The following is a 23,366-nucleotide window of genomic DNA, read 5'->3' on the forward strand; positions in this document are numbered from 1 at the left end:
GTGATGGGTGGGGTGGGGCTTGGCTCAGCCTGTAATGACGGGACGATCTTCACTGCCGCCCCATTCTGTCCAGGAGCCATCATAAAGCGCTTCCGGCGTGTGGCCGATGCTCTCCAGAGCCAGCCACAGAATGGCCGCCGTGACCCCCGAGCCGCAGGAGGTGATGACGGGATGCGTCAGATCCACCCCGGCAGCTTCCATCAGTGCCCGCACCTGCTCCGGCGGAACGAGCGTGTCCTTCTCGATGAAGCAGGAGGAGGGCAGGTTCAGAGCGCCGGGCATGTGGCCGGCGCGCACGCCGATGCGCGGTTCCGGCTCATCACCTCGAAAGCGCGCGGCAGGGCGGGCATCCAGAAGTTGCGCATCCGCCGTTTCCAGCGCCTGTGCCACACGATTTGCATCCGCGACCTGGGCGGCATTGAAACGGGGAGTGAGTTGCGCCGGAGCGTGCCGCGCCGTGCCTGTTTCGACCGGGCGGCCTTCTTCCAGCCAGCGCGGCAGGCCACCTTCCAGAATGACGACGTTCTCAAGGCCGAACAGGCGCAATGTCCACCACACGCGGGCCACGGCGAGCAGGCCCACCGTGTCATACACCACGATTGTCTTGCTATCGCCAATGCCCAGCGCCCCGGCCTCCTGCGCGAAGGCTTCCGGCGTGGGCAGCATGTGGGGCAGATCGCTGGTGAGATCGGCGATGGCGTCAATATCGAAATGCACCGCTCCGGGAATGTGCTGCTGCTCAAACTCCTGCGGGCCCAGCCGGCCGGTGGCGGGCATGTGCCATGAGCCATCCACCACCACGAGATCGGCATCGCCCAGATGCTCGGCGAGCCATGCGGTGGAAACGAAGAGATTCGTGCGAGACATCACAATGTCCTGAAAGGAGCCGGGGGAGAGAGTGAGGCGCAGGGCCTCACACCAGCACGTTGGGCAGATCCACCTTGCGTTCCAGCCAGCCGGGAACAGGCAGGTTCTGGCTGCGCAGGAAGGCCGGATTATACAGCTTGGATTGATAGCGGGTGCCATAATCCGCCAGAATGGTGACGATGGTGTGCCCCGGCCCCAGCTTCTTCGCCAGCCGAATGGCCCCAGCCACATTCACGCCGGAAGAGGTGCCCACGCACAGCCCCTCATGCTCCAGCAGATCAAAGATGACAGACACGGATTCCGTATCGGGAATCTGAAATGCCATATCAATCGGCGCATCTTCCAGATTGGCGGTGATACGCCCCTGCCCGATACCTTCGGTGATGGAAGAGCCTTCGGATTTCAGTTCGCCGCTGGTGTAATAGCTGTAGAGGGCTGCGCCGGGTGGGTCGGCAAGGGCGATCTGGATATCCGGGTTGCGGGCCTTCAGCGCCATGGCGATACCCGCAAGCGTGCCGCCAGTGCCCACGGCGCAGACGAAACCATCCACCTTGCCGCCGGTCTGCTCCCAGATTTCGGGGCCGGTGGTGTCGATATGGGCCTGCCGGTTGGCGACATTGTCAAACTGGTTGGCCCAGATGGCCCCGTTTGGTTCGCTCTGTGCCAGAGCTTCGGCCAGACGACCGGAGACTCTCACATAATTGTTGGGGTTGGAGTAGGGCGCGGCGGGCACTTCCACCAGCGTGGCGCCGGCCAGCTTCAGCATATCCTTCTTTTCCTGAGACTGGGTCTCGGGAATGACGATGACAGTGCGGAAGCCGAAGGGGGCCGCGACCAGCGCCAGCCCGATTCCGGTATTGCCAGCGGTGCCTTCCACAATGACCCCGCCGGGCTTGAGCTGCCCACGAGCCATGGCATCCTTTATGATGCCCAGCGCGGCACGATCCTTCACCGACTGGCCGGGGTTCATGAATTCCGCCTTGCCGAGAATTTCGCATCCGGTTTCCTCGGAGGCGCGCTTCAGGCGGATGAGCGGCGTGTTGCCGATGGAGTCTACAAGGCCGTTTCGGATCATGCTGGGGCTCGCCTCTGCGCAGGAAGGTGCAGAGGCTAGCCGAGGTATCATGTTGAGATCAATACATAATGTCTGTTTGTTTCATCAACATTTGCGTTGATCCGCGTGGCTCCTGGCCTCAATCGGATTTTTTCTTCTTTTTGGAAGAGGGGGCAGAAGTGGTCGCCCGAGTCGCGGCTTGCAGGCTGGCCTGATGAGCCTGGGCCATCAGTTCCATCCAATATTCAAAGGGGTTGAAGGGCTTCTGCGTTTGCGAGCCCGGATACCCCGGAACCGGCAGGCTTCGCGCGAGCATCTGGTTATAATAATCCTGTAGCAGGGCGCTGGGATTGGGCATGGCCTCCTTTGGAGAAGGCGCATTCGGAACCGGCGGCGCAACCGGATGAACCGGCTGGGCCGGTGTATGTGCGGAGGGGGAAACGCCTCCCTGCGCAGACGGCGCAACGGGCCCCGCGCCATGCTGCTCCGAAGCCGATTGTATCGCGGCGTTTTGCGCTGCGGCGACCTGTTCCATGGCTGCACTGGCGGCTGCCGAGGCCCCCTTTGCCATGGCCGCGCCAGCTTGCGTCATGGTGTTGGTCATGGCGCTTACCACATCTTGCCATGTGGGGGCCTGTGCCGGCTGCTGGGGCGGATAAAAAGCAGGCATGGCCGCCATGGGTGTCACAGGCTTGGGGGTGGCTGCCTGAAGTGGGTTGAACATGCTCTGCGTGAAAATATCGAGCCAGGGATTGCCGCTTGTTGATGGGAGGCTGCCTGCGAGGTTGACGCCTGCCAGATTGCCTGTGCCCTGAGGCATGGCGCTGTAGAAAGAGGCGCCAGGCCATGCTGCCATGCCAGCGGGCGCACCCATGGCAGGGGCCTGATAAGGCGCAGCTCTGGCCATGGAGGTCGTGAAGGCCATATAGGCATCTGCCCAGGGATTGCCGGAAGAAATCGGCGTCGGCCGGTTATGGCCTTCTCCGATGGGCATGCGACTAAGCAGGGCAGCCAACATTTGCTGCATGCTTCCAGAAGCGGCGAGGGATTTGGCGAGCCCCCCCACCAACATGCTGGCCATGGTGGGCATGGCCTGCCGCACCACTGCAATATTCAGCCCGGTGGAGGCGGCCACCTGGTTCGCCACAGCCTGACTGACCTCTGAAGAACCAAAGACGGCGTTAAGCGCTTCCATGCCGGCAACGCTCATGGGCGGGGCTTCAGGCGTCTGGCCTGTAGCGGAAGCACCAGGAAAACCGGCGGGCAGGAGGCTGGGAGATGTTTGCGCCGCAGGGCCGGAGCGCATTTGAGGTAGGCCGCCTTGCGGGCCTGTGCCCGACGCCGGGGGAAGGGCATTGTAAAAAGCGGCGTAGGGGCCGGTGAACATGAGGTTCACCAGAGAGGCCATGGATTCGGGCGATTGGGTTATCTGCCGCAGGGCGGTGTTGAAGGCGGGAGCCATGGCTTCTGTGGCCGCTTGCGCCTGCTGAGCCGAGAGGCCGCACATTTGGGCGAAATTCTCCATGCCCTTGCCGCCCTGCGCCGCGCGCATCATTTCCACAAACTGGTCCATCTGCACCTCCCCCTGTGCCTGCCGTCGCGTCATTTCCCGCCGGTCACCAGCTCTTTCGGGCATTTGCTCCCGGCCTGTTCCGCGCGGCGCTACCAGAAAGGCAGACCATGCCCACCCCGGCGCTTGCAGTCATTGTGCCGTTCATAGCGGTTTTTTCATATGGCGAAACAAGCGCGCATACGAAAAATGATGCCGAGATCTGTCAGCCAGCCTGTTTTGTGTCATCTGTTTATATCCAGATGGGGCTGTTTGATCCGAATTTTAAGAGTTGCGGGGCAAATTCAGCAGGGAAATGGAGGGCGAATGCCTTCCGTTGCAGGCAAGTGGGCCGAGCCATCTTGTGGGCCCAGCCCTGTTTCACATGTCATCGGAGCGCGGTGGCGGGGACGCTCAGCGCAGGGTTTCATATCCGGTCTTGAAACCATTCAGGCTCAGCGGCACGCCAATGCCTTCTTCCGGGGTCTGGAAGATGATGAAGGTGGCCTGCTTTCCATTGGTGAGACGCTCGATCAGGTTGTCGTCCATCACCACTTCGGCCACGCAGCCATTGGGCAGGCACCGCACGAAACCGGCGCGGCCAACATCCTGATCGTCAATCTTCAGGCCAAGACCTGCCGGCAGCAGCACGCCCAGCGGGGCCAGCACGCGCAGCAGGCGGCTTTTCTGATCCGCCGTCTTCAGCACGATGACGGTGAGGCCGACATTAGGGCGATCTTCCGCCAGCACGGATTGCAGCAGAACGCATTGTTCACTCTGCGCACCGGGGGGCGTATCGCAGCGGATCTGCCAGTCGCCATGCACGGATTTCACCGTACCTTGTGCAGCGGCAGGCCCGGCGGCTGCCGCCATGCCGCACAGCGTGGCAGCCGCCAGCAGCAGGGCACGGGCCATGCGCATGGGCTGGGCGCCACCCGGCAGGCTGTCGGCAGCCCGCCGCGGGGCAGCCTTCTTGAGCTCAGCCTGGGCAGGCGTGACCTCGGACGGATGGTGACCACGGAACGACACGACCATCAATCAGGACTCCGGAAGCGAAACAGAAGGGCCCTTCAGCGGGCAGGGCTCCCTTCGCTGTAGCGCAGTTTCTCAACAATTGCCTTAATGCTCAGGCTATCCTGTCAAGAATACGGCGTTTTCACAAACTTCCGCCAGCATGGCACGAAGAGCCTCGCTTGTGGCTGCTGGCGGAAGACGCGGGCGGAAAGTTCAGCGTGTATAGAACAGGCGGGGGCGCTCGGCTTCCCGGAAATAGCCGTAGAGGCCGGCGGTGGCGGCGATCTGCATCAATATGCCGGGCAGCAATGTGGCAATATCGCTGATGCCCGCGCCATTTGCAGACATGAGATTGCGAATGCCGATCTGGCAGAGAATGGAAATCACCACCCACAGCCCCAGAAGCGCCGGTATGGCCAGCAGGGACTGACGCAGGCGGGCCACTGTGAGCACAACCGTGCTCAGCCCCCATACAAACAGGAAAACTTGTGGAATGAGCCCCAGACGCAATACCTGCGCGGAAAGGGTCACGCCCGCGAAAATCTCCTTTACCGCCCAGATCAGGCCGGAAAAGCCATTGGCCATAATGAGCGTGAACAGGCCCGCAATCGGCAAGGCGGTAATGCCACAGGCGCACCAGAAGATCACCGCCAGTACACCGCCCAGCTTGCTCTGACGGGGGGCGTTTCTGCCCGTGGATGTCTCATTCGGGCCCTTGGTGGAGGATTTCGTGTTTTTCCGGCCCGTATTCCGGCTTTTGCTACGTGGCCCGCTTGCGGGAACGGATTGCCCCGGCGCTGCGGGAGAATCGGGATCGGTCATGTCGTGTCTCTATCGGGCAGATAATCAGGCGCGGTTCAGTGCTGGAGCATGGCGGCGGGTGAGGCGAAACGATCATGCCAGCTGGGCTGAGCTGCTTCATAAGGCAGGCGGCGCGCCGCGAACACCCCGCGGGCCACGGCTCGGGCCAGTACGGTGGAGGCCGCCGCCCCCATGCGCGCCAGATCCGGCAGAGGCTTTTCGAGCGGCTTGCGGCCTGTCGCGAGGGTGAACACGCAATCCCCATCTAGCGGAGTGTGGATGGGGAAAAGCGAGAGCGCCAGCCCATCCTGCGCCATAATGGCCAGCCGCCGCGCCTGCGCGCAGCTCAGTACTGCATCACAGGCGACCACGGCGATGGTGGTCGCAAAACGGGTCACCTCACCTTTCAGGTCCGGCTGAAGGGCTTCTTCGGCGATTCTGGAGGGAAGGCCGAGATCGCCGAACTCGCCATTGCGCTCATAAGGCGCGGCGCGGAAATGCGGGCCTTCGCCAAACAGCGGGCTGCCCACGGCGTTTACGGCCACAATGGCCCCGACGATATGGCCGGAGGGCAGGGTGAGTGAGGCAGAGCCTATTCCCCCCTTCACCGTTGCGGTGGTGGCTCCGGTCCCCGCGCCCACGCTGCCGAGGGCGAATTCCTCTCCCGCTGCCGCCAGCGCCCGTGCGCCAAGCAGGCGGTAGGGCGGTTCCGGCCCCCAGTTCTTGTCGCCACCATTGAGAAGATCAAACAGAACCGCGCCGGGCACGATGGGCACGCGTGCATCGCCTATGGCAAAGCCGCGCCCGGCCGCCGCCAGCGCCGCCATCACACCGGAAGCCGCATCCAGCCCGAACGCCGAGCCCCCGGAAAGAGTGATGGCATCCACGGTATCCACGGTCGAGGCCGGGTCAAGCGCATCGGTCTCTCGTGTGCCGGGTCCGCCGCCGCGCACATCCACGGCGGCCACGGCCGGCTCTTCGCACAGCACCACCGTGACGCCCGTGCCCATGACTGCATCCGTGGCGTGGCCAACCCGGATGCCCGGCACATCGGTGATGAGATTGCGCATGAAGCCTCTCCTGTCCCACTCCTTTTATGGGGCAAAGGGGGGAGCGTCCAGACCGGAACCACAGGGCCAGCGCGACGATCTGCACCCGTCCGGGTCCAGTCGGGGCCTTGCATCGTCCGGGCTGCCGGCCCATGAAGGAGGCGTTGTGGCGGGTGGCCGGCCCGCTCCTTTCCTGAGATGTATGGGTTTCAGTACAGGCCATGGCCGACATTACCTTTCCAGCCGCCTTTTTCGCCGGCCTTGTCAGTTTTCTTTCACCTTGCGTTCTGCCTCTGGTGCCGCCCTATCTGTGCTATCTCGGCGGCAGCACGCTGGATGATCTGGCCGGGCGCGAGCCGGTGCGAGAGGTGGGGCGGCGCGCCATTTCCGGCGCCATGCTGTTCGTGCTGGGCTTCACCGTGGTGTTTGTGGCGCTGGGGGCCGGCGCTTCGGCTATTGGTGATCTGCTGCGCGCGCATATGGAGGTGCTCTCCATCATTGCCGGGCTGGCCATCATCGTGATGGGGCTGAATTTTCTCGGCGTGTTCCGCATCGCGCTGCTTCAGCGCACGGCACGGGCCGATATGCGCCAGCCGCAGGGTGTGGGGGGCGCTTTCATCATGGGGCTGGCCTTCGCCTTTGGCTGGACCCCATGCCTTGGCCCGGTGCTGGGCGCGATTCTCGCTGTTGCTGGTTCCGAGGCGACGGTTGCACGCGGGGCGGTACTGCTGGCCGTCTATTCGCTGGGGCTGGGTGTGCCCTTCATTCTGGCGGCGGTGGCGGTGCGGCCCTTCCTGCACGCGCTTTCCCATATGCGCCGGGCCCTGCCGGTGATTGAAAAGGTGATGGGCGTGCTGCTGGTGCTGACAGGCATCGCCTTCATGTCAGGCTGGATCGCCAATGCCAGTTTCTGGCTGTTGGAAACCTTCCCCATCCTGTCCACCATCGGCTGAGTTTCCAACTAAATGCGGGGTGAAGGCCCAAGGCGGCTTTCGCCCGGCGTTGCTTATGTTTAGTTTGGCCGCTTATTTCTGTGGCCCCAAACCCGAGGGCGAGGACCAGTGCGTTACGTTTCCACTCGCGGCGAAGCTCCCATCCTGTCCTTTTCCGATGCGCTGCTGGCGGGCCTTGCCCGTGATGGCGGCCTGTATGTGCCGGAAAGCTGGCCCACCCTTTCTGCGGATGAAATCGCCGCGCTGGCGGGCAAGCCTTATGCAGATGTGGCCCGAGCCGTCATCTCCCCCTTCGTGGCCGGGTCGATCGAGCCGCGCGCGCTGGATCTGATGATTGCCGATGCCTATGCGCAGTTTCGCCATCCGGCGGTGGCGCCGCTGGTGCAGGTGGCCCCCAACCGTTTTGTGCTGGAGCTGTTCCACGGCCCGACGCTCGCCTTCAAGGATGTGGCGATGCAGCTTCTGGCCCGGCTGATGGACCATGTGCTGGCCGCCCGCAACGCCCGCGCCACCATTGTAGGCGCGACCTCCGGCGATACCGGCAGCGCGGCCATCGAGGCGTTCAAGGGCTCGGATGCGGTGGATGTGTTCATCCTCTATCCGCATGGGCGCGTCTCCGAAGTGCAGCGCCGGCAGATGACGACGGTGGCTTCCCCGAATGTGCACGCCATTGCGGTGGAAGGCACGTTCGATGATTGCCAGGCCATGGTGAAGGCCATGTTCAACGCCCACGCCTTCCGCGACGAGATGGCGCTGGCGGGCGTGAACTCCATCAACTGGGCCCGTATCGTGGCGCAGGTGGTCTATTATTTCTATGCCGCTACCGCACTGGGTGCGCCCCACCGTGAGGTGTCCTTCGTGGTGCCTACCGGCAATTTCGGCGATATTCTCGCCGGCTGGGTGGCCAAGAAGATGGGCCTGCCGGTGAAGGATCTGGCCATCGCCACCAATGTGAACGACATTCTCGCCCGTACGCTGGAAAGCGGACGCTATGAGGTGCGCGGGGTGCAGCCCTCCTCGTCGCCGTCCATGGATATTCAGGTTTCGTCCAATTTCGAACGTCTGCTGTTCGAGGCGCTGGACCGTGATGCAGGGGCCGTGCGCAACCTGATGGCTTCGCTCGCCCAGTCCGGTACCTTCAGCCTGCCGCAGGCCGCGTGGGCCGCCATTGCCGCGGATTTCTCCGCCGGGCGCGCAGATGAGCCGGAAACCCGCGCCACCATTTCAAGCATGTGGAAGAAAGCCGGTTATCTGGCGGACCCGCACACCGCCGTGGCGCTGGATGTAGCCGACAAGGTGGACCATGCCGCAGGTATTCCGCAGGTGGTGCTTTCCACCGCACACCCGGCCAAATTCCCGGATGCGGTGGAAGCGGCCACGGGCCTTCGCCCGCCGCTGCCGCCCCATATGGCCGATCTGATGAAGCGCGAGGAGCGCGTGAGCGTTCTGCCGCACGATATCAATGCGGTTCAGGATTTCATTCGCAGCCGGGCGCGTATCGCCCGTCGCGGCACGGCCTGAACCGGCGACAGGAACAGAATGAGCGTCAAGCTTTCCACGCTGGATAACGGCATTACCGTCGTCACCGATTCCATGCCGCATCTCGGCACTGCTTCGCTGGGTATCTGGTCCGGCGCGGGCGCGCGCGATGAAATGGAGAATGAGCACGGCATCTCCCATATGCTGGAGCATATGGCCTTCAAGGGTACGCGCCGTCGCTCTGCCCGCCGTATCGCGGAAGAGATCGAGCAGGTGGGGGGCGATATCAACGCCGCCACCTCTGTGGAGCAGACCTCCTACAATGTGCGGGTGCTGGGGGAGGATGTCCCCCTCGGCCTCGATATTCTGTGCGACATTCTCACCGAACCGGCCTTCGCCCCGGAAGAGCTGGCGCGGGAAAAGAATGTGATCGTGCAGGAGATCGGCTCCGTGCTGGATACGCCGGATGACCTGGTGTTCGATCTGTTTCAGGAGCGGGCCTATCCGGGTCAGGCAGTAGGGCGCACCATTTTGGGGACGCCGCAGACCGTACGCGGTTTCGGGCGCGATCATCTGGCGGCTTATATGGGCCGCACCTATCGCGGGCCGGATATGGTGGTGGCTGCCGCGGGTGCGGTGGAGCATGAGCGCATCGTGGATGAGGTGTGTGCCCGGCTGGCCGGCATTTCAGCCGAAGCCAAGCCGGATCTGCCACAGGCGCGCTATGCCGGTGGCGTTCATCTGGCCGCGCGTGATCTGGAGCAGGTGCATGTGTTGATCGGCCTTGAGGGCTGCGCCTACAAGGATGATGATATTCACGCCGTGCAGGTGCTGGCCAATGTGCTGGGTGGGGGCATGTCTTCCCGCTTGTTTCAGGATGTGCGGGAAGAGCGCGGCCTGTGCTATTCCATCTATGCCTTTCACTGGGCCTTTGCCGATACCGGGGTGTTTGGTGTCTATGCCGGTACCGATGAGGGCGATGTGGGTGAGTTGACATCTGCCGTCGCCGACCAGCTTCTGGCTGTGGCGGACGATGTGAGCGATGTGGAAATTGCCCGCGCCCGCGCCCAGATGAAGGTGGGGCTTCTGGCCGCGCTGGAAAGCTCCGGTGCGCGGGCCGAACAGCTGGCCCGGCAGGTGCTGGGCTTTGGTCGCATCATCCCGGTGGAAGAGATCGTCGCGCAGGTGGATGCAGTGGATGTTGCCTCTGTTCGTCGTGTGGCCCGCGCCATTCTGGCTGGTGGAAAGCCGACACTTGCGGCTCTCGGGCCAAAAGCCGGGCTTGATCCGGCTGTTCGTGTGGTAGACTGTTTGCAGGCGAAATAATATCTTCGGGCTGAAATAATCTTGGGGCTCAGGCGCGCTGGTGATGTGGGTATTGCGTTCACTTTTCGCGCCCAAACCTTCTCTGTTTATTGAAGGGGTGGGGATCTATCTTCGCCCCCCCCAGCCGCAGGATTGCGCACCATGGTGCGCACTGCGCGAGGCCAGCCGCGCCTTCCTTTCGCCATGGGAGCCAGTCTGGCCAGCGGATGATCTCAATCCATCGGCCTTTCGCTCGCGGCTGCGTCGCTATGCGCGGGATATTGCGCGTGATGATGCCTACCCCTTTCTGCTGTTCCGGCAGAAGGATGATGCCTTGCTGGGCGGGCTCACGCTTTCCAATGTGCGACGCGGCGCCTGTCAGACCGCCAGCCTGGGTTACTGGATGGGCGCGCCTTATGCCGGGCAGGGTTATATGACAGCGGCGGTAAGGGCATTGGCGCCGGTGGCGCATCAGGCCTTGCGGCTGCATCGTATTGAGGCGGCCTGCATGCCCACCAACCGGGCCTCCATCCGGGTGCTGACGGAATGCGGCTTCGTGAATGAGGGTTATTCACGCCAGTATTTGCGTATTAATGGCCGGTGGGAGGATCATCTCTTGTTCGCACGCCTGCGACAGGATGCGCTGGCCCCGAATCCGGTGCGCCTGAAACTGGTGGAGCGCTCCTGAAGCGAAGGCCGCTCAGTGCACTGTTGCAGGTGGCGCGGAAAGGGGGGGCGCAGTCGGCAGGGTATCCGCTGCCGGTTGCACGGCGGGGCGGACCCGGCTTTGCTCCCGCAATGTCTTGAAGGCTTCTAGCAGAGGTTGGGCTGCGCCGGAACGCTCAATCAGGCTCAGCGGGTCCGCCATCACGCGCGGTGATGTCCAGGAGCCCTGCACCATGAAGGGCAGTTCAATATCTTCATCCTCCGCCAGCTGCCCGCTTTTTTCGGGCACAAGGGCGGCAATGCCCTTCAGATTGAGCATGCGGCTGCTGATGCCGATGAGCCCGGCCATGTTGAGGCGCACCTCTTGGCCGCGCAGCTCCATATGGCTCAGCGTGGCGACGCCATGGGAGATGCTGGCCTGGGCATCCAGATCAATATATGAGGTGCGTCCGCCTTGTGGGCCGGCGCTGGCCGAGAGGGGGCGGGTTTCGATGCGCCGCAACATGCGGGCCACATCAAAGCCGCGCAGATAACCGCCATTGCTGGTGAGGCTCAGTGTGCCTGAAAGGTCGTGCGCAATATTGCGTACGCTCAGGCCCGAGCCGCGAATGGAGAAGGAGAGGGTGCCCGGACCTTCAAACTGGCGCAGCCCGGCCATTTCGCCCAAGCCCTGCTCCAGTGCGATGGAGGTGCATTCGGCCTCCATCCGCACGCTGGCACCGCGCTGGTTTTGGCGCGCATCATCCCACTGGGTGGAAATGGTGGCTGTTCCCCGCAGGGTTCCGCCCCATCCCGTAGCCTGACCAATGGCCAGAACCAGTTCGCCATCCGAAAGCACGGCGCTGCCGGCCACGGTGGTGAAGGGGGCCGCGCCGATGCTGATTTGGCCGGCGGAAAAGCGCAGATCGAGATCAAAGGCGTTCAGAATGGTCAGATTGAGGGGAGCCGGGCTCCACTCCCTGCCGCCATTCACGGTGAGATGCAGCGCATCATAAGGATGAAGGTTCAGTTCCTCGGAGGCGAATGTGCCCTGAATGCGGGGGCGATTCTGGCTCAGATCAACCAGAAACCCGCCTTCCATCCGGTTGCCATCCAGGCTGACACGTGCGCCGGTGAGGGCGATCTCACCCTTTTTCATCTTCAGTTGGCCCGCCAGGCTGAAGGGGCCAAGACCATTATGGAAGGGCGTTTGCGCCCCCATCCATTCCACCATCTTGCGCAGGGAATCGACATCCACCGTGATGTCTCCGCCAGCGGAAAGAGAACTGTCAAAACCGGCTTGCCCGCGGAAGCGCAGAATGCCGCCCTTCGTCGCGACGCGCAGGCGGGTGTCACTGGATTGCCCGGCCAGAAAGGCGGACACGTCATCAATGGTGAGGCTGCTGTCCACCACGCCATCATGCCAGCTGAAGCGGGTTGTGAGCGCCACGCCTTTGCCTGTCGCCCGGTCCACCCGTCCATCAAGATGCCGGATGAGAGGGCGGATGTTTCCGGTGCGTGAACGGAGCGCCACGGTGCCATCCACAATCCGCAGGCCGGGCGCATGGGCGAGGAAGGAGGGGATGATGTCCACCATATCCTGCCCGGTCTCGATCAGCAGGGTGGGGTTTTCAAGGGTGATATCGGCGACTTCAATGCGACCGAAAAGCAGACGCCACGGGTCCAGCCGGCTGACAACCTGTCGTGCGCTGATGGTCTGCTGGTCCGTAAGGGCAATATGGACGCCCTTCACCACCACGCGGGGGGTGGGCAGCATTTGCAGCTGGGGTTCGTTGGCGATTTCAACCTGGAAATGATCGTTTCCGGCCAGGGCCTTCTGGGCTGCAAGCCGCATCTGTCCGCCAGATACCATCAGCGGCACCAGAGCTATGGCGCACAGAAGCAGCAGCGCCCCCAGCCCGCACAGAACCAGAGCTGCCCGCATGAACTGGCGCAGGCCGGGCCTTTTGGCGCCGGTCAGCATGTCGTCAGATCTCAGCATCAGTTCCCAAGCGATTGGATCATGGTCACATCCGGTGGGGCAGTTTGCCCGGTCTGCCTGTCTGGCAGGGTGCTGGCCGGCTTATGGAGCGCAGCATGAGATGCAGATGAGCGCCCTGAATGTTCCGGTTCAGATATTCCAGCATCCTTCCCGTCTGTGTCTCTTTCAAGGCCGTGCTCTTGTGGCACGTCGCAACGGGTTAAAAGAAAGAGCCCGGCGCATGGCCAGGCTCTTCATTTTACAAGCCCCGAGGGAGGGGAATCAATCGTCCAGCTCGCCAATATGGTGCTGGGCATAGAGCTGGAGGCCCAGCTTGGCGATCAGATCCAGCTGGGTTTCGAGGAAATCGATATGGCTTTCCTCATCAGCCATCAGCTCTTCGAAGAGGTCGCGGCTGGGGTAGTCCTTCACGGACTGGCAATAGGCGGCACCTTCCTGATAGAGAGCGCGGGAATCCAGCTCGGCGGCCAGATCAGCCTCGAGAATTTCCTTCACATCCTGGCCGATCCGCAGCGGGTCCAGCACCTGCATGTTGGGAAAGCCTTCGAGGAAGAGGATGCGGTCGGTGAACTTGTCCGCATGCACCATTTCCTCGATGGATTCGGCGCGCCACTTCTTCGCGAGAGCCTTGTAGCCCCAGTTATCGAGCATGCGATAGTGGAGCCAGTACTGGTTGATGGCGGTGAGTTCCGCGCGAAGGCCCCGGTTGAGATACTCGATAACCTTCGGGTCGCCCTTCATGTCCTGCTCCTCGATGCCACGGGGGGCATTTGTCATCATGGAATTGGTTCCACGCTTAGACCAATTCCACACCCGGCGCAACGCGAGAGCCATTCGCAACAGCTCCTGCGCATGTCTCTCGCATTTTCTGTTTTCAGGATTGGTTCATTCCGCAGCGATCAAGGTCGCTCCGCCAGCGGCCGGGCAATCCTGCGGGCAGCTCTGGCAACTTGACTGCGCCTGCACGTCATTCATGATGTTACGGATGGTTCGTGCGCAGCGACCGCACTGGGGGGCACACCCAAGACCGCGATAGACATCGCTGGTGTTGCGGGCGCCGGCGCCTGCTGAAACCACCTCCCGAACCTGCTGGTCCGAGAAGACGTTACACGAACATACGATCATGGCGGGTCCAGTATCCTGAACTGAAGCTACTGTCGTCTTCGTGTTGATTAGGCAGCAATGCAGATGAAGCGTCAACTGCATATGCGACTGGTTTGCATAATTAGGAACGAGTCTAAAATATGTGCTGCGCCGCATTCAGTGCAAAAAGCCCCGCGGGCGGGGCTTTTCCGTGTAGGGCTTGAGCAGGTGTGAAATCAGCGTGGCAGTTCCAGAATGGTGCACATGCCGGTTTGTAGGCCCCGCCGGATTGTCAGGCGTGCGCCGATGTTTTGCGCCTCTGCTTGCAGGCGGGCATAGCGCAGGGGGCGGCCAGCCTTGCTGAAGCGGTCTTCGTGGCCGGTCGTGTTTTGCGCGCTGGCAGACTGAGGGGCCGTTGCCGCCGCAAGGGTGACTTCGTCCAGCGGCTCACCTTCATCCGCGATTGCCAGACGCACAGGGGCGTCGTCCAGCTCCATATCGAAGGCAAGTGACACCAGAACAGCGCTGTGCGCGGGGCTGGCGTCCAGAGCCTCTTCCAGCAGCAGGCGCATCAGCCGGGCCAGATGGGCCGGGCGGGTACGAATGGCGGGGGCGTCTTCAATATCCGTGCGCAGGGTGATGCGCCGCCGGCAGGCCGAGGCTGCAACATGCGCCAAAGCCTCTTCCAGAACCAGAATCGGCATGCAAAGTTCCAGCGGCGCATCATCTTGTGGCGCACTCAGCGCTTTAAGGTCGATGAGGCATTGATGCACCTGTTGCAGGGCGGGTTTCATGCCGGCCGGGAGCTGGTCACTGTCTGCATCCTGCCCGAGAAGAATGGAGAAGGCGGGTTCCAGGCTTTCCTTCAGGCGGCACGCCAGGTGATGAAGCGAGGCTTCTTCCCGCAGATGATCTTGAGGCTGTTCCGGCTCATATGCCGGTTGCGCCGCTGATGTCTTATCGGCTTCTTCAGCGGAGAAGCCCTCAGGTCCCAGAACAAGGCACAGCAACTCTTCAGCCTCGCCGGACAATTCGGCATCCAGGGCAGTTATGACGGCGAGGGTGCTGATCTGCTGGCCGCCACGGCGCTGCACCTGCAATGTGCGCGTTTGAGGCGGCTGTTGCCGTGCGTCGGAGATGGCGTCGAGCCAGCGAATGCCATCTTCGCGGACATCCATTGGCAAGGCGAGCGTGAAGGGCTGGTCTGCAAGGTCTGCCGCGGGATAATCCAGCAGGTTCGCGGCGGCGCTGTTGGCGAAGCGGATCAGGCAATCGCGGTTCAGCAGCACAATGGGCCAGGGCACCATGTCGAGTGTCTGGTTGCGGTGCACCGGAGCAGGCTGGCTTGTGGCTGCTGCATTTTCAATGGCCTCGCCAGATCCCAGAGGCAGATGTGCCACGGAAACAAGCGGGGAAGCCGCGCTTTGCCCCTTCTGCCGCATCAGCAGAATCTGGGTCTGGGGTGCGATGAAGGGGGCTTCCAGAAGGCGGGTTTCAACGGTGAGCGCCATGCCATCGCGAGTGACCAGATGGCTCAGGCCGGAAGCGGTATCGGGCGTGAGAAGCTGATGGGTGCCGCCGGCGTTCTGGAAAGCGTCCAGATCATCCCAACCCGTCCAGTCAAAGAAGGTGCTGTTGGCATGAATGGGGGCGCCATCGCGTTCCAGCAGAACGGCCAGAGGCAGGGCATCCATCAGATCCAGTGTGCTGAGGTTCAGATGCTCTGCTGAAAGAGGCTGTGCTTCGGAAGGCTCGGCCTCATCCGCGCTTGTGATGGGAGCGCCTTCTTCCTCTGCGGATGGGGGGGCAGTGTCTGCGCCCTGGGACATGACAGCATGCAGGGTGCGCCCGATATCGCGAAAGGTCTCACTCTCGCTGGGAGAGAGCGCGCCGTCGAAAGGCTCTATCGCGGCAGCGCTTTCCATGCCGGAGGAAGACGGGCGCGATTTTGCCGGCTCCAGGCTTCTGATCCATGAGCTGGTGCTGGTTTCGGCCCAGGTGCGCAATATGCCGAACCCGCGCGTGGCGACACGCCGACGGGCAATATCGAAAAGGGGCACGCCGCCCAGTTCCAGATCCAGCACAAGAGGGCCGTGCGTGGTAACGCGTACGCCAATGAAGCTGCCCTGGCCCGCCAGTGCTTTTGTAATATCCTGTGCGGATACGATGCGCCCGGCAGCCTCCAGCTCGGCGAAAGTTGCCCCCTGCCAGTGCATGGCGTCTTTGCCCAGCGCCCGCATTAGCGTGGAAGACAGGCCGGATAGCCGGTTTTGAGCATCCGCCGCGAAGGTGAAACGGACGGGAGGGTTATCCTGCACGCTATCGTCCGTGGTCTTCACATTTTCTGCGGGAATCTGGGGGAGGGGGGCTTCGTTTTGTACGGGCGCAGCACTTTCCAGCGGGGCGGTGCCGGTGGATTGTGAATCTGCAAACAGCATGGCCGGCCCCTCCGGCATTGTGATGAGCGTGCAATGAAAGAGGTGCGAGTCGGCGGCCTCGGGCAGTTGCAGCCGCACCAGAGCCAGAGGTGCCCGGCGGTTGGCCACAAGGCTGCGGGCCAGATCAAGAATTTGATTCGGAGCCTGTTCGCCTTCGGCCAGTCCCAACGCGATGCTGGCTGTGGTGGCGTGCGCAATGACGCCATCCTCGATTCGCAGCAGGAAGGACGGCAGATCCGCCCGCGATAGCGGGGCAAGGCGAGGGTCCGCACCGATGTGCGTCTGGTCCTTCGTCTCCGTCATCATCTCCTGTCCCGTCCATATGCGGCTGTAGCAGGGGTTGCCACAGAGGGCTCCGCAAGGGCCGGCATGTGTGCGGCCCGGATTCGATCACCAGATGAAACTGAAGGAAAATGGTTAACACGGACGCAATCGAGGAATTTTTCGCTTTTCATATTGCGAATGACTGTGCCGGGGATACTACAATCAAAGCGTCACGGCCCATCGGGGAGAGCTGTGACCAGCCCGAGGAGTAGCGGAAATGACGAACAAGTTCGTTCCTGATCTGGAGCTGCCCGCCGAAGTTCGCGCCATTGCAGAGAAAAATGTGGCGCAGGCCCGTCAGGCTTTTGAATCGCTGTTTCAAAGCACGCGTGAGGCCGTTGGCGAGACGGATGAGCACTTTGATGAAGTGCGCGCCAGCGTGCAGGGCCTGCGCACCAAGGCGCTGGGTATGATGCAGGCCAATATGGAAGCCAGCTTCGAGTTCATGCAGAAGATGGTGGCCGCCAAGAGCCCGCAGGAAATGATGTCGCTTCAGGCCGGTTTTCTCTCCCGGCAGATGCAGAGTGCGGCGGAACAGGCCCAGGCGCTTGGCGTGGATGCCAAGGGGCTGGGTGAGGCGACGATGCGTTCTCTGGATGAACACACCCGCACTCTGGCCGAGCGCGTGAAGACGCTGAGCGCTGCCGCAGCCCAGAATGCGCAGAACGCCGCGCAGGATATGAAAACCGTGGGTGAGAGCATGGTCTCCGCTGCCAAATCCAGCGCCGAGCAGGCGGCTGCGAAAATGCAGCAAGGCATGAAGCCGGGCCAGAACTGAGCCTCGCCGGCTCTTCTGGCTCTCCGGCAAAGCCGGCCTTTTCACAAGGTCAGGCTTTGCCCGTGTCGCATTCCGGCGCTCTCCATCTTCCGCCCAGGGTGTGCATGACCTTTGGTGAGGGGGGTGTTTCTCCGTGCTTTCACATTCATGTGATAGTCTGGGGGCAGTAGAGTGCAATGTTATTTGGTGCGTATCATCGAGGATCACATGAACGACTCTTTCATCAAGACGTATCAGGACCAGCTCGAGGCTGCCAAAAAGGCGTTTGCGACCAATGGCGTTCCTGCCGTGGAAGTGCCCCCGGCGCTGCGTGACATGGCCGAGAAGAGCCTGGCTGCATACCGCGAGAATTATGAGAAGATGAAAGCCAATGCCGCGCAGGTGAATTCTGCGCTGGAGAACAGCTATGAAAACGCCGGCAAGGGCGTGGCGGAATATAATGCCCGCCTGCTGGCCGCGTATGAAGCCAATATCAACTCCACGTTCGATTTCCTGAACTCCGTCGTCAATGCCAAGACGATGGCGGATCTCGTGGAGCTTTCCACTGGCCATGCGCGTCGCCAGTTTGAAACCGTGAGCGGGCAGGTGAAGGATCTGTCCGCTCTGGCGCAGAAGGTGGCGGCCGATACATCCGAGCCGATCAAGAGCACGGTTGAGAAGACCGTCCAGCAGCCCAAGGGCTGAACTGGCGCGCAGGGCTGAAAGGTCGGTACTGGGTGTTGCCTCGATGAGGCCGGCTTTTCTGCTCGAATTTCGGTTAAAAGGCGCTTCCGTCCGCGAAGCGCCTTTTACATCTCTGGCGTCTGGCAGGGCGCGCAGTCTGGCTGCGTGCAACATCCCGCGTCATGCCTTCGGGTTGACGTGGCGGCGTGACCTTGCCATGACAAGCTGTCTCTTCGCCGCGAGTGTCCGTGTATGCGTGCCCATGGTTCTGTTTCGCCCGTGCTGATTGTCGGCCCTTCCTGGGTGGGTGACATGGTGATGGCGGCAAGCCTTGTTGAAGTGCTGCGCATGCGCGAGCCGGGCCGCCCCATTGATATGATGGCACCTTCGGCGGCTCTGCCCGTCGCGCGGATGATTCCCGGCGTGCGTCGCACCATTCCGCTGGGGCTGGCCCATGGCGAACTGGGGCTGCTGGCGCGCTGGAAGGCTGGCCGGGCTCTGCGGGCGGAAGGTTATGGCAAGGCCATTATTCTGCCGCGCGCCTTCAAGGCCGCCATTCCGCCTCTGGCTGCCGGCATACCTGAGCGGGTTGGCTATCAGGGTGAGTTGCGCAGCCCGCTGCTGACGGATGCCCGGCCTGATACCAACCGCAAAACCGCACGCACCATTGAGCGTTTCGTGGCTCTCGGCCTGCCCAAGGGGGTGAAGGCGGTGAGCCCGCGCCCGCATCTCATCATGCCGGATGGGGCGCTGGATCAGGCTTTGGCGAAGTTTCCGCTGGAGGGCGCGGGGCCGGTCATGGCCTTGTGCCCAGGCGCGGAATATGGCCCGGCAAAGCGCTGGCCTGCTGAAAAATTCGCGCAGCTTGCCCGTCTGGCGGTGCTGCATGGCTATCGCGTGCGCATCTTTGGTTCCCCCAAGGATGCCGAGGCGGCGCAGATCATCGCGGAACAAAGTGGCGTGCCGGTGGATAATCTCGTCGGTCGCACCAGCCTGATTGATGCTGCGGCGCTGCTCTCCATCGCGGATGTCGTTATTTCCAACGATTCCGGCCTTATGCATATTGCAGGGGCTTTCGACAGGCGGCTGGTGGTGATTTATGGTGCCTCCTCGGAGCTGATGACCCCGCCAGCCTCGCCGCAGGCCCGCATCGTCTCGCGGGAGTTGGACTGTCGCCCCTGCCACAAGCGCGAATGCCCGCTGGGCACACTGGCTTGCCTTGAGAATATTTCCGCGGAGGAAGTGTTCAAGGTGGCCGAACAGAGCGGCCAATGAAACTTCTTCTCGTGAAGCTGTCCTCGCTGGGTGATGTGGTTCACACCTTCCCGGCGCTGACTGATGCGCGCACCATGATCCCGGATCTGGACGTGGACTGGGCGGTGGAAGAGGCGTTTGCGCCGGTAGCGGCGCTGCACCCGGCGGTACGTCGCACCATTTCCGTCCCCATGCGCCGCTTGCGCAAACGCCCCCTCGCGGCATGGCGCAGTGGAGAGGCGGGGGCGGTGCGGGCTGCGCTGGTGCAGGAAAAATACGACATCATCATTGATGCGCAGGGCCTGCTGAAAAGCGCCTTCGTGGCCCGGCTGGCGCGCGGCGCCCGGCATGGGTTTGATAAGGCCAGTGCGCGTGAAGGGCTTGCGAGCCATTTCTATCAGGGCCGCCACCATGTGCCCGAGGTGGAGCACATGGCCACCCGTATTCGCAAGCTGTTTGCCCTTGCGCTGGGCTATTCCATTGAAAACCTCCCCGAAGACAGCGGCCTGCGCGTGCCCGCACCGGAAGCAGGGGCCCCACCTTATCTCGTCTATCTTCACGGCACCACATGGCCCACCAAGACATGGAACCTTGAAGGCTGGCAGGCGCTGGCGCGGCTGGCGCAGGCGGCGGGTTGGCAGGTGAAAATGTTTGCACATGGTGCGGCGGAGGAAGCCCGCGCCCGCAAGGTGGCGGAAAGCTGCACGGCGGTGCAGCTCTTGCCGCCGCAATCCCTGGAAACCATTGCGCCTGTTTTGGGCGCGGCGGCCGGGGTGGTGAGCGTGGATACCGGCCTTGGCCATCTGGCCGCCGCCTATGGGGTGCCAACGCTGGGTCTTTACGGGCCAACGGACCCGCGCCTGACAGGCATGTTCGGCCCTCATGTGCGGGAGCTGGCGGCGGCGCGCAACTGTGCACCGTGCGAGAAAACCTCCTGCCGGATCATGCCGGGCTTTCAGGAAGGCCCGCCCTGCATGGCCGATCATGATGCGCGCATGGTGTGGGCGACGCTTCAATCTCTGCGTGCCGGGCCAGCGTGATTCTGCGGCTGTGATGGTGGTCGCCATGTCTTCCTCAGTGCCTCCGTCTGGCGGTTGAGGGGGCGATGATGCCCGGTGAGGCGTTCCAGCCTTCTGAAATGCTTCTGCAAATGGCGGCTGTGCATGGACAAGAGGGCGCAAGCCATGGCACATCAAAACCCATGTGATGCATGCACAAGGGTAGACAGGCAGATGACAGGCGCGGCGGCCATGGGCCGGGATATTCTTCTCGTCACCGGCGGCGCCGGCTTCATCGGGTCCAATATTGCGCGCGCGGCGGCTGAGGATGGCTACCGCGTTGTGGTGGCGGACTGGCTGGAAACCGGCCCCAAATGGCGCAATATCGCGGATATTCCGCTGCATGATGTGATCCGCCCAGAGGCGATCAACGCCTTTGTGGAGCGTGAGGGCGGGCGGCTGGCCGGCATCGTGCATATGGGTGCCATCTCCGCCACGACGGAGCGGGATGGCGACAAGATTGTTACCCGCAATATCCGCGCCACGCTGGATTTGTGGGAGCTGTGCACTCGCAAGGGGCTGCCCTTCATCTATGCCTCTTCCGCCGCCACCTATGGCGATGGCTCGGAAGGCTTTACGGATGATGAGTCGCTGCCGGGCCTTGGCCTTCTGGCACCGCTGAACCCCTATGGCTGGAGCAAGCTGTTCGTGGACCGGCGTATCATGGCGGATGTGGAGAGCGGGGCGGCACACCCTCCGCAGTTTGCGGGCCTGCGCTTTTTCAATGTGTATGGGCCGGGCGAGGATCATAAGGGCGACATGCGCTCTGTGGTGCACAAGATCTATCCGGCGGCCGAAGCGGGCGAGAAGGTCACGCTCTTCAAATCCCATCATCCCGATTATGAAGATGGCGGTCAGTTGCGTGATTTCATCCATGTATCGGATTGCGTGGAAGTGGTGCGCTGGCTGCTGGAGAACCCTTCCGTCTCCGGCATTTTCAATGTGGGCACCGGCAAGGCGCGTTCCTTTGCGGATCTGGCAACAGCGGTGTTCACCGCGTTGGGGCAGGAGCCGCGCATTCATTATGTGGATATGCCGGCCCATCTCCAGAAAGCCTATCAGTATTTCACCGAGGCGGATGTGACCAAGCTGCGCGCTGCTGGCTACAAACGCCCCTTCATGTCGCTGGAGGAAGGGGTGGCCGCTTATGTGAGCGAGCATCTCAAGGCCACTGGCGGCGTGGTCTCCTGAGTGCGGGAAATGTCCGATATGGATCGTGAAGGCGCGCAACGCATTGTCGTGATCGGCGATGTGATGGTGGATCAGTATATTACAGGTTCGGTCTCCCGCATTTCACCAGAAGCGCCGGTGCCCGTTCTGGTGCATGGGGCGGAGCGCATCGTGCCCGGCGGTGCGGCCAATGTGGCTGCCAATGCTGCGGCTCTGGGGGCGAAAGTCACGCTGGTGGGCCTTGTGGGGCAGGATGCACAGGCTGAAAATCTGGCCGCCGCGCTGGACCAGTGGCCGGGTGTCGATCTCTCGCTGATGGTGCGCGATTCCGCCCGTCCCACCATCACCAAGACGCGGGTGATGAGCGGTCGTCAGCAGATCGTGCGGATTGATGCGGAAAATGGCGCGCCGCTTTCACCACAGGCAGAGGCGGCGCTGGTGAACGCTGTGCAGCAGGCTGTTTCGGGGGCGAAGGTTGTCGTGCTTTCCGATTATGCCAAGGGCGTGCTGTCGGATCATGTGATCGCAGCCGCCATTGCCGCTGGCCGGGCGGCTGGTGTGCCCATCATTGTGGACCCGAAGCGGCGCACCTTTGAAGCTTATCGCGGGGCCAGCCTTGTCACGCCGAACCGGCTGGAACTGGTGGCGGCCACCGGTCTGCCGGATAACAGCGATGAGCAGACCGCCACAGCCGCCGCCGCTGCTGCCGCCCAGTTCGGCGGGGATGTGCTGGTGACGCGCTCCGAGAAGGGCATGACCCTGTGGCGTCATGGCGGGCGGGTGCTGCATGTGCCCACGCAGGCGCGTGAGGTGTTTGATGTTTCCGGTGCGGGTGATACCGCACTCGCTGCGCTGGCTGTAACGCTGGCAACCGGCGAAACGATGGAAACCGCCGTGCATATGGCCAATGCCGCCGCTGCCGTGGTGGTGGGCAAGCTTGGTACAGCGGTGGTGACGCGCGCGGAACTGACCGCCGCGCTGGAAGCCACCCTGCCGGAAGGGCCGGAACAGGGCGCGCTGGTGGAGCATGAGCGCGCCGCTCGCATCGTGGCGGACTGGCAATCCGCAGGCGCGCGCGTGGTCTTCACCAATGGCTGTTTCGATCTGCTGCATCCCGGCCATATCCGCTTGCTGGAAGCTGCCGCACGCGAGGGCGACAAGCTGGTGGTGGCGCTCAATACGGATGCATCCGTCCGGCGCCTGAAGGGGGCCAGCCGGCCGGTGCAGGATGAAGCCGCCCGTGCCCGTGTGATGGGCGCGCTGCGCTGTGTGGATCTGGTCGTCCTGTTCGATGAGGATACGCCGCTGGAGGTGATCCAGACCCTGAAGCCCGATGTGCTGGTGAAGGGCGCGGATTATCGGGAAGATCAGGTGGTGGGCGGAGATTTCGTGAAATCCCATGGAGGCCGGGTGGCGCTGGTGCCGCTGGTTGAGGGGCGCTCCACCTCTGCGCTGGTGGCCAAGGCGCGCAGCTGAAGTTAGTGAGTTTGTGTGGGTAGAGATCGAGATGAGGTGGCAGAGTGTTTCTGAACCCGCATGGTCTACCCCTGTTGCCAAAGGTGGGCGCTGCTTGAAAACCCTCACTTGCAAGCACCCTTGCACCCTTCCGCCTGACGCCTTCAGGGTTTGCACCGGAAGAGATCTCGGCTGCGATCTGTGATGGTGCTCTTGTGGTCGATGGCGGCTTCACGCTCCCGGCTTATGGGACGGTTGTTTTTGGAAGCGTCTCTGTCTCCCGGCCGGCTCCCGATGGAAACGGTGGATGGGCCGGATGGAAATGCCTCCGACGTTTTCGGCAATTTGTGATGCGGTAGTCTTGTGGATGACCGGGCAAGAACCCTCCTCATCACAGGGCGTTGTGAGGCAATGAGGGGGCTCTT

General features: G+C 62.6%; 20 protein-coding genes. 10 read left to right on the forward strand and 10 right to left on the reverse strand.

Annotated elements, in window-relative coordinates; translation table 11 throughout:
• Positions 1-24 precede the first annotated feature (24 nt).
• From sseA to ACT6QH_RS09290, 6 genes are all read right to left on the reverse strand, one after another.
• On the reverse strand, positions 25-867 hold the full coding sequence (gene sseA / locus ACT6QH_RS09265; protein WP_444974532.1) for a 3-mercaptopyruvate sulfurtransferase: 843 nt from the start codon (positions 865-867) through the stop codon (positions 25-27).
• 46 nt (positions 868-913) lie between these two features.
• On the reverse strand, positions 914-1,942 hold the full coding sequence (locus ACT6QH_RS09270; protein WP_444974533.1) for a cysteine synthase A: 1,029 nt from the start codon (positions 1,940-1,942) through the stop codon (positions 914-916).
• 118 nt (positions 1,943-2,060) lie between these two features.
• Positions 2,061-3,557, reverse strand: a complete 1,497-nt coding sequence (locus ACT6QH_RS09275) for a DUF937 domain-containing protein (RefSeq protein WP_444974534.1) — start codon at positions 3,555-3,557, stop codon at positions 2,061-2,063.
• 327 nt (positions 3,558-3,884) lie between these two features.
• Positions 3,885-4,385 (reverse strand): invasion associated locus B family protein, encoded by a 501-nt coding sequence (locus ACT6QH_RS09280; RefSeq protein ID WP_444974641.1) that lies wholly within the window; start codon positions 4,383-4,385, stop codon positions 3,885-3,887.
• A gap of 312 nt (positions 4,386-4,697) precedes the next feature.
• On the reverse strand, positions 4,698-5,306 hold the full coding sequence (locus ACT6QH_RS09285) for a hypothetical protein (RefSeq protein WP_444974535.1): 609 nt from the start codon (positions 5,304-5,306) through the stop codon (positions 4,698-4,700).
• A 35-nt stretch (positions 5,307-5,341) separates the two neighbouring features.
• Positions 5,342-6,355, reverse strand: a complete 1,014-nt coding sequence (locus tag ACT6QH_RS09290) for a P1 family peptidase (protein WP_444974536.1) — start codon at positions 6,353-6,355, stop codon at positions 5,342-5,344.
• A 200-nt stretch (positions 6,356-6,555) separates the two neighbouring features.
• Here ACT6QH_RS09290 and ACT6QH_RS09295 point away from each other — a divergent pair, with 200 nt between their 5' ends.
• The 4 genes from ACT6QH_RS09295 (at position 6,556) to ACT6QH_RS09310 (ending at position 10,759) form a co-directional block, all read left to right on the forward strand.
• Positions 6,556-7,287 carry a cytochrome c biogenesis CcdA family protein gene (locus tag ACT6QH_RS09295; RefSeq protein ID WP_444974537.1) on the forward strand — a complete coding sequence of 244 codons (732 nt, stop codon included), beginning with the start codon at positions 6,556-6,558 and terminating at the stop codon, positions 7,285-7,287.
• A gap of 108 nt (positions 7,288-7,395) precedes the next feature.
• The gene (thrC, locus tag ACT6QH_RS09300; RefSeq protein ID WP_444974538.1) at positions 7,396-8,808 is read left to right on the forward strand and encodes a threonine synthase; all 1,413 of its coding nucleotides are present in this window, start codon (positions 7,396-7,398) and stop codon (positions 8,806-8,808) included.
• A gap of 18 nt (positions 8,809-8,826) precedes the next feature.
• On the forward strand, positions 8,827-10,092 hold the full coding sequence (locus ACT6QH_RS09305) for a M16 family metallopeptidase (protein ID WP_444974539.1): 1,266 nt from the start codon (positions 8,827-8,829) through the stop codon (positions 10,090-10,092).
• Between the two features lie 97 nt (positions 10,093-10,189).
• Positions 10,190-10,759, forward strand: coding sequence for a GNAT family N-acetyltransferase (locus ACT6QH_RS09310; protein WP_444974540.1), 570 nt, complete (start codon positions 10,190-10,192; stop codon positions 10,757-10,759).
• A gap of 12 nt (positions 10,760-10,771) precedes the next feature.
• On the opposite strand, the gene ACT6QH_RS09315 is transcribed toward ACT6QH_RS09310, so the two are convergent.
• The 4 genes from ACT6QH_RS09315 to ACT6QH_RS09330 form a co-directional block, all read right to left on the reverse strand.
• Complete coding sequence (locus ACT6QH_RS09315) at positions 10,772-12,718, reverse strand: AsmA family protein (RefSeq protein ID WP_444974541.1); 1,947 nt, start codon at positions 12,716-12,718, stop codon at positions 10,772-10,774.
• A gap of 261 nt (positions 12,719-12,979) precedes the next feature.
• The gene (gene bfr / locus ACT6QH_RS09320; protein WP_444974642.1) at positions 12,980-13,459 is read right to left on the reverse strand and encodes a bacterioferritin; all 480 of its coding nucleotides are present in this window, start codon (positions 13,457-13,459) and stop codon (positions 12,980-12,982) included.
• Between the two features lie 144 nt (positions 13,460-13,603).
• On the reverse strand, positions 13,604-13,978 hold the full coding sequence (locus ACT6QH_RS09325; RefSeq protein WP_444974542.1) for a (2Fe-2S)-binding protein: 375 nt from the start codon (positions 13,976-13,978) through the stop codon (positions 13,604-13,606).
• 59 nt (positions 13,979-14,037) lie between these two features.
• On the reverse strand, positions 14,038-16,542 hold the full coding sequence (locus ACT6QH_RS09330) for a hypothetical protein (RefSeq protein ID WP_444974543.1): 2,505 nt from the start codon (positions 16,540-16,542) through the stop codon (positions 14,038-14,040).
• Positions 16,543-16,780: 238 nt separating this feature from the next.
• Between ACT6QH_RS09330 and ACT6QH_RS09335 the strand changes: the two genes are divergently transcribed.
• The 6 genes from ACT6QH_RS09335 (at position 16,781) to rfaE1 (ending at position 22,962) form a co-directional block, all read left to right on the forward strand.
• A complete protein-coding gene (locus ACT6QH_RS09335; protein WP_444974544.1) occupies positions 16,781-17,341 on the forward strand; it encodes a phasin family protein in 561 nt (186 codons plus the stop codon).
• 207 nt (positions 17,342-17,548) lie between these two features.
• Positions 17,549-18,025 carry a phasin gene (locus ACT6QH_RS09340; protein WP_444974545.1) on the forward strand — a complete coding sequence of 159 codons (477 nt, stop codon included), beginning with the start codon at positions 17,549-17,551 and terminating at the stop codon, positions 18,023-18,025.
• A gap of 231 nt (positions 18,026-18,256) precedes the next feature.
• Positions 18,257-19,279 (forward strand): lipopolysaccharide heptosyltransferase II, encoded by a 1,023-nt coding sequence (waaF, locus tag ACT6QH_RS09345; RefSeq protein WP_444974546.1) that lies wholly within the window; start codon positions 18,257-18,259, stop codon positions 19,277-19,279.
• Entirely contained in the window at positions 19,276-20,298 is a 1,023-nt protein-coding gene (waaC, locus tag ACT6QH_RS09350) for a lipopolysaccharide heptosyltransferase I (RefSeq protein WP_444974547.1), read from the forward strand. The genes waaF and waaC overlap by 4 nt, the downstream gene beginning before the upstream one ends.
• A gap of 222 nt (positions 20,299-20,520) precedes the next feature.
• Complete coding sequence (gene rfaD, locus ACT6QH_RS09355; protein WP_444974643.1) at positions 20,521-21,507, forward strand: ADP-glyceromanno-heptose 6-epimerase; 987 nt, start codon at positions 20,521-20,523, stop codon at positions 21,505-21,507.
• Positions 21,508-21,516: 9 nt separating this feature from the next.
• Positions 21,517-22,962: a D-glycero-beta-D-manno-heptose-7-phosphate kinase gene (gene rfaE1, locus ACT6QH_RS09360; RefSeq protein ID WP_444974548.1), complete on the forward strand. Its 1,446-nt coding sequence runs from the start codon at positions 21,517-21,519 to the stop codon at positions 22,960-22,962.
• Positions 22,963-23,366 lie beyond the last annotated feature (404 nt).

The sequence above is a fragment of the Haloleucobacter albus genome (assembly GCF_052492075.1).

What these genes read in the sequence shown, in the direction of transcription:
- sseA (WP_444974532.1), bottom strand. Translation starts at nt 867, where the DNA reads ATGTCTCGCACGAATCTCTTCGTTTCCACCGCATGGCTCGCCGAGCAT.
- ACT6QH_RS09270 (WP_444974533.1), bottom strand. Translation starts at nt 1,942, where the DNA reads ATGATCCGAAACGGCCTTGTAGACTCCATCGGCAACACGCCGCTCATC.
- ACT6QH_RS09275 (WP_444974534.1), bottom strand. Translation starts at nt 3,557, where the DNA reads ATGCCCGAAAGAGCTGGTGACCGGCGGGAAATGACGCGACGGCAGGCA.
- ACT6QH_RS09280 (WP_444974641.1), bottom strand. Translation starts at nt 4,385, where the DNA reads ATGGCCCGTGCCCTGCTGCTGGCGGCTGCCACGCTGTGCGGCATGGCG.
- ACT6QH_RS09285 (WP_444974535.1), bottom strand. Translation starts at nt 5,306, where the DNA reads ATGACCGATCCCGATTCTCCCGCAGCGCCGGGGCAATCCGTTCCCGCA.
- ACT6QH_RS09290 (WP_444974536.1), bottom strand. Translation starts at nt 6,355, where the DNA reads ATGCGCAATCTCATCACCGATGTGCCGGGCATCCGGGTTGGCCACGCC.
- ACT6QH_RS09295 (WP_444974537.1), top strand. Translation starts at nt 6,556, where the DNA reads ATGGCCGACATTACCTTTCCAGCCGCCTTTTTCGCCGGCCTTGTCAGT.
- ACT6QH_RS09305 (WP_444974539.1), top strand. Translation starts at nt 8,827, where the DNA reads ATGAGCGTCAAGCTTTCCACGCTGGATAACGGCATTACCGTCGTCACC.
- ACT6QH_RS09315 (WP_444974541.1), bottom strand. Translation starts at nt 12,718, where the DNA reads ATGCTGAGATCTGACGACATGCTGACCGGCGCCAAAAGGCCCGGCCTG.
- bfr (WP_444974642.1), bottom strand. Translation starts at nt 13,459, where the DNA reads ATGAAGGGCGACCCGAAGGTTATCGAGTATCTCAACCGGGGCCTTCGC.
- ACT6QH_RS09325 (WP_444974542.1), bottom strand. Translation starts at nt 13,978, where the DNA reads ATGCGGCGCAGCACATATTTTAGACTCGTTCCTAATTATGCAAACCAG.
- ACT6QH_RS09330 (WP_444974543.1), bottom strand. Translation starts at nt 16,542, where the DNA reads ATGACGGAGACGAAGGACCAGACGCACATCGGTGCGGACCCTCGCCTT.
- ACT6QH_RS09335 (WP_444974544.1), top strand. Translation starts at nt 16,781, where the DNA reads ATGACGAACAAGTTCGTTCCTGATCTGGAGCTGCCCGCCGAAGTTCGC.
- ACT6QH_RS09340 (WP_444974545.1), top strand. Translation starts at nt 17,549, where the DNA reads ATGAACGACTCTTTCATCAAGACGTATCAGGACCAGCTCGAGGCTGCC.
- waaF (WP_444974546.1), top strand. Translation starts at nt 18,257, where the DNA reads ATGCGTGCCCATGGTTCTGTTTCGCCCGTGCTGATTGTCGGCCCTTCC.
- waaC (WP_444974547.1), top strand. Translation starts at nt 19,276, where the DNA reads ATGAAACTTCTTCTCGTGAAGCTGTCCTCGCTGGGTGATGTGGTTCAC.
- rfaE1 (WP_444974548.1), top strand. Translation starts at nt 21,517, where the DNA reads ATGTCCGATATGGATCGTGAAGGCGCGCAACGCATTGTCGTGATCGGC.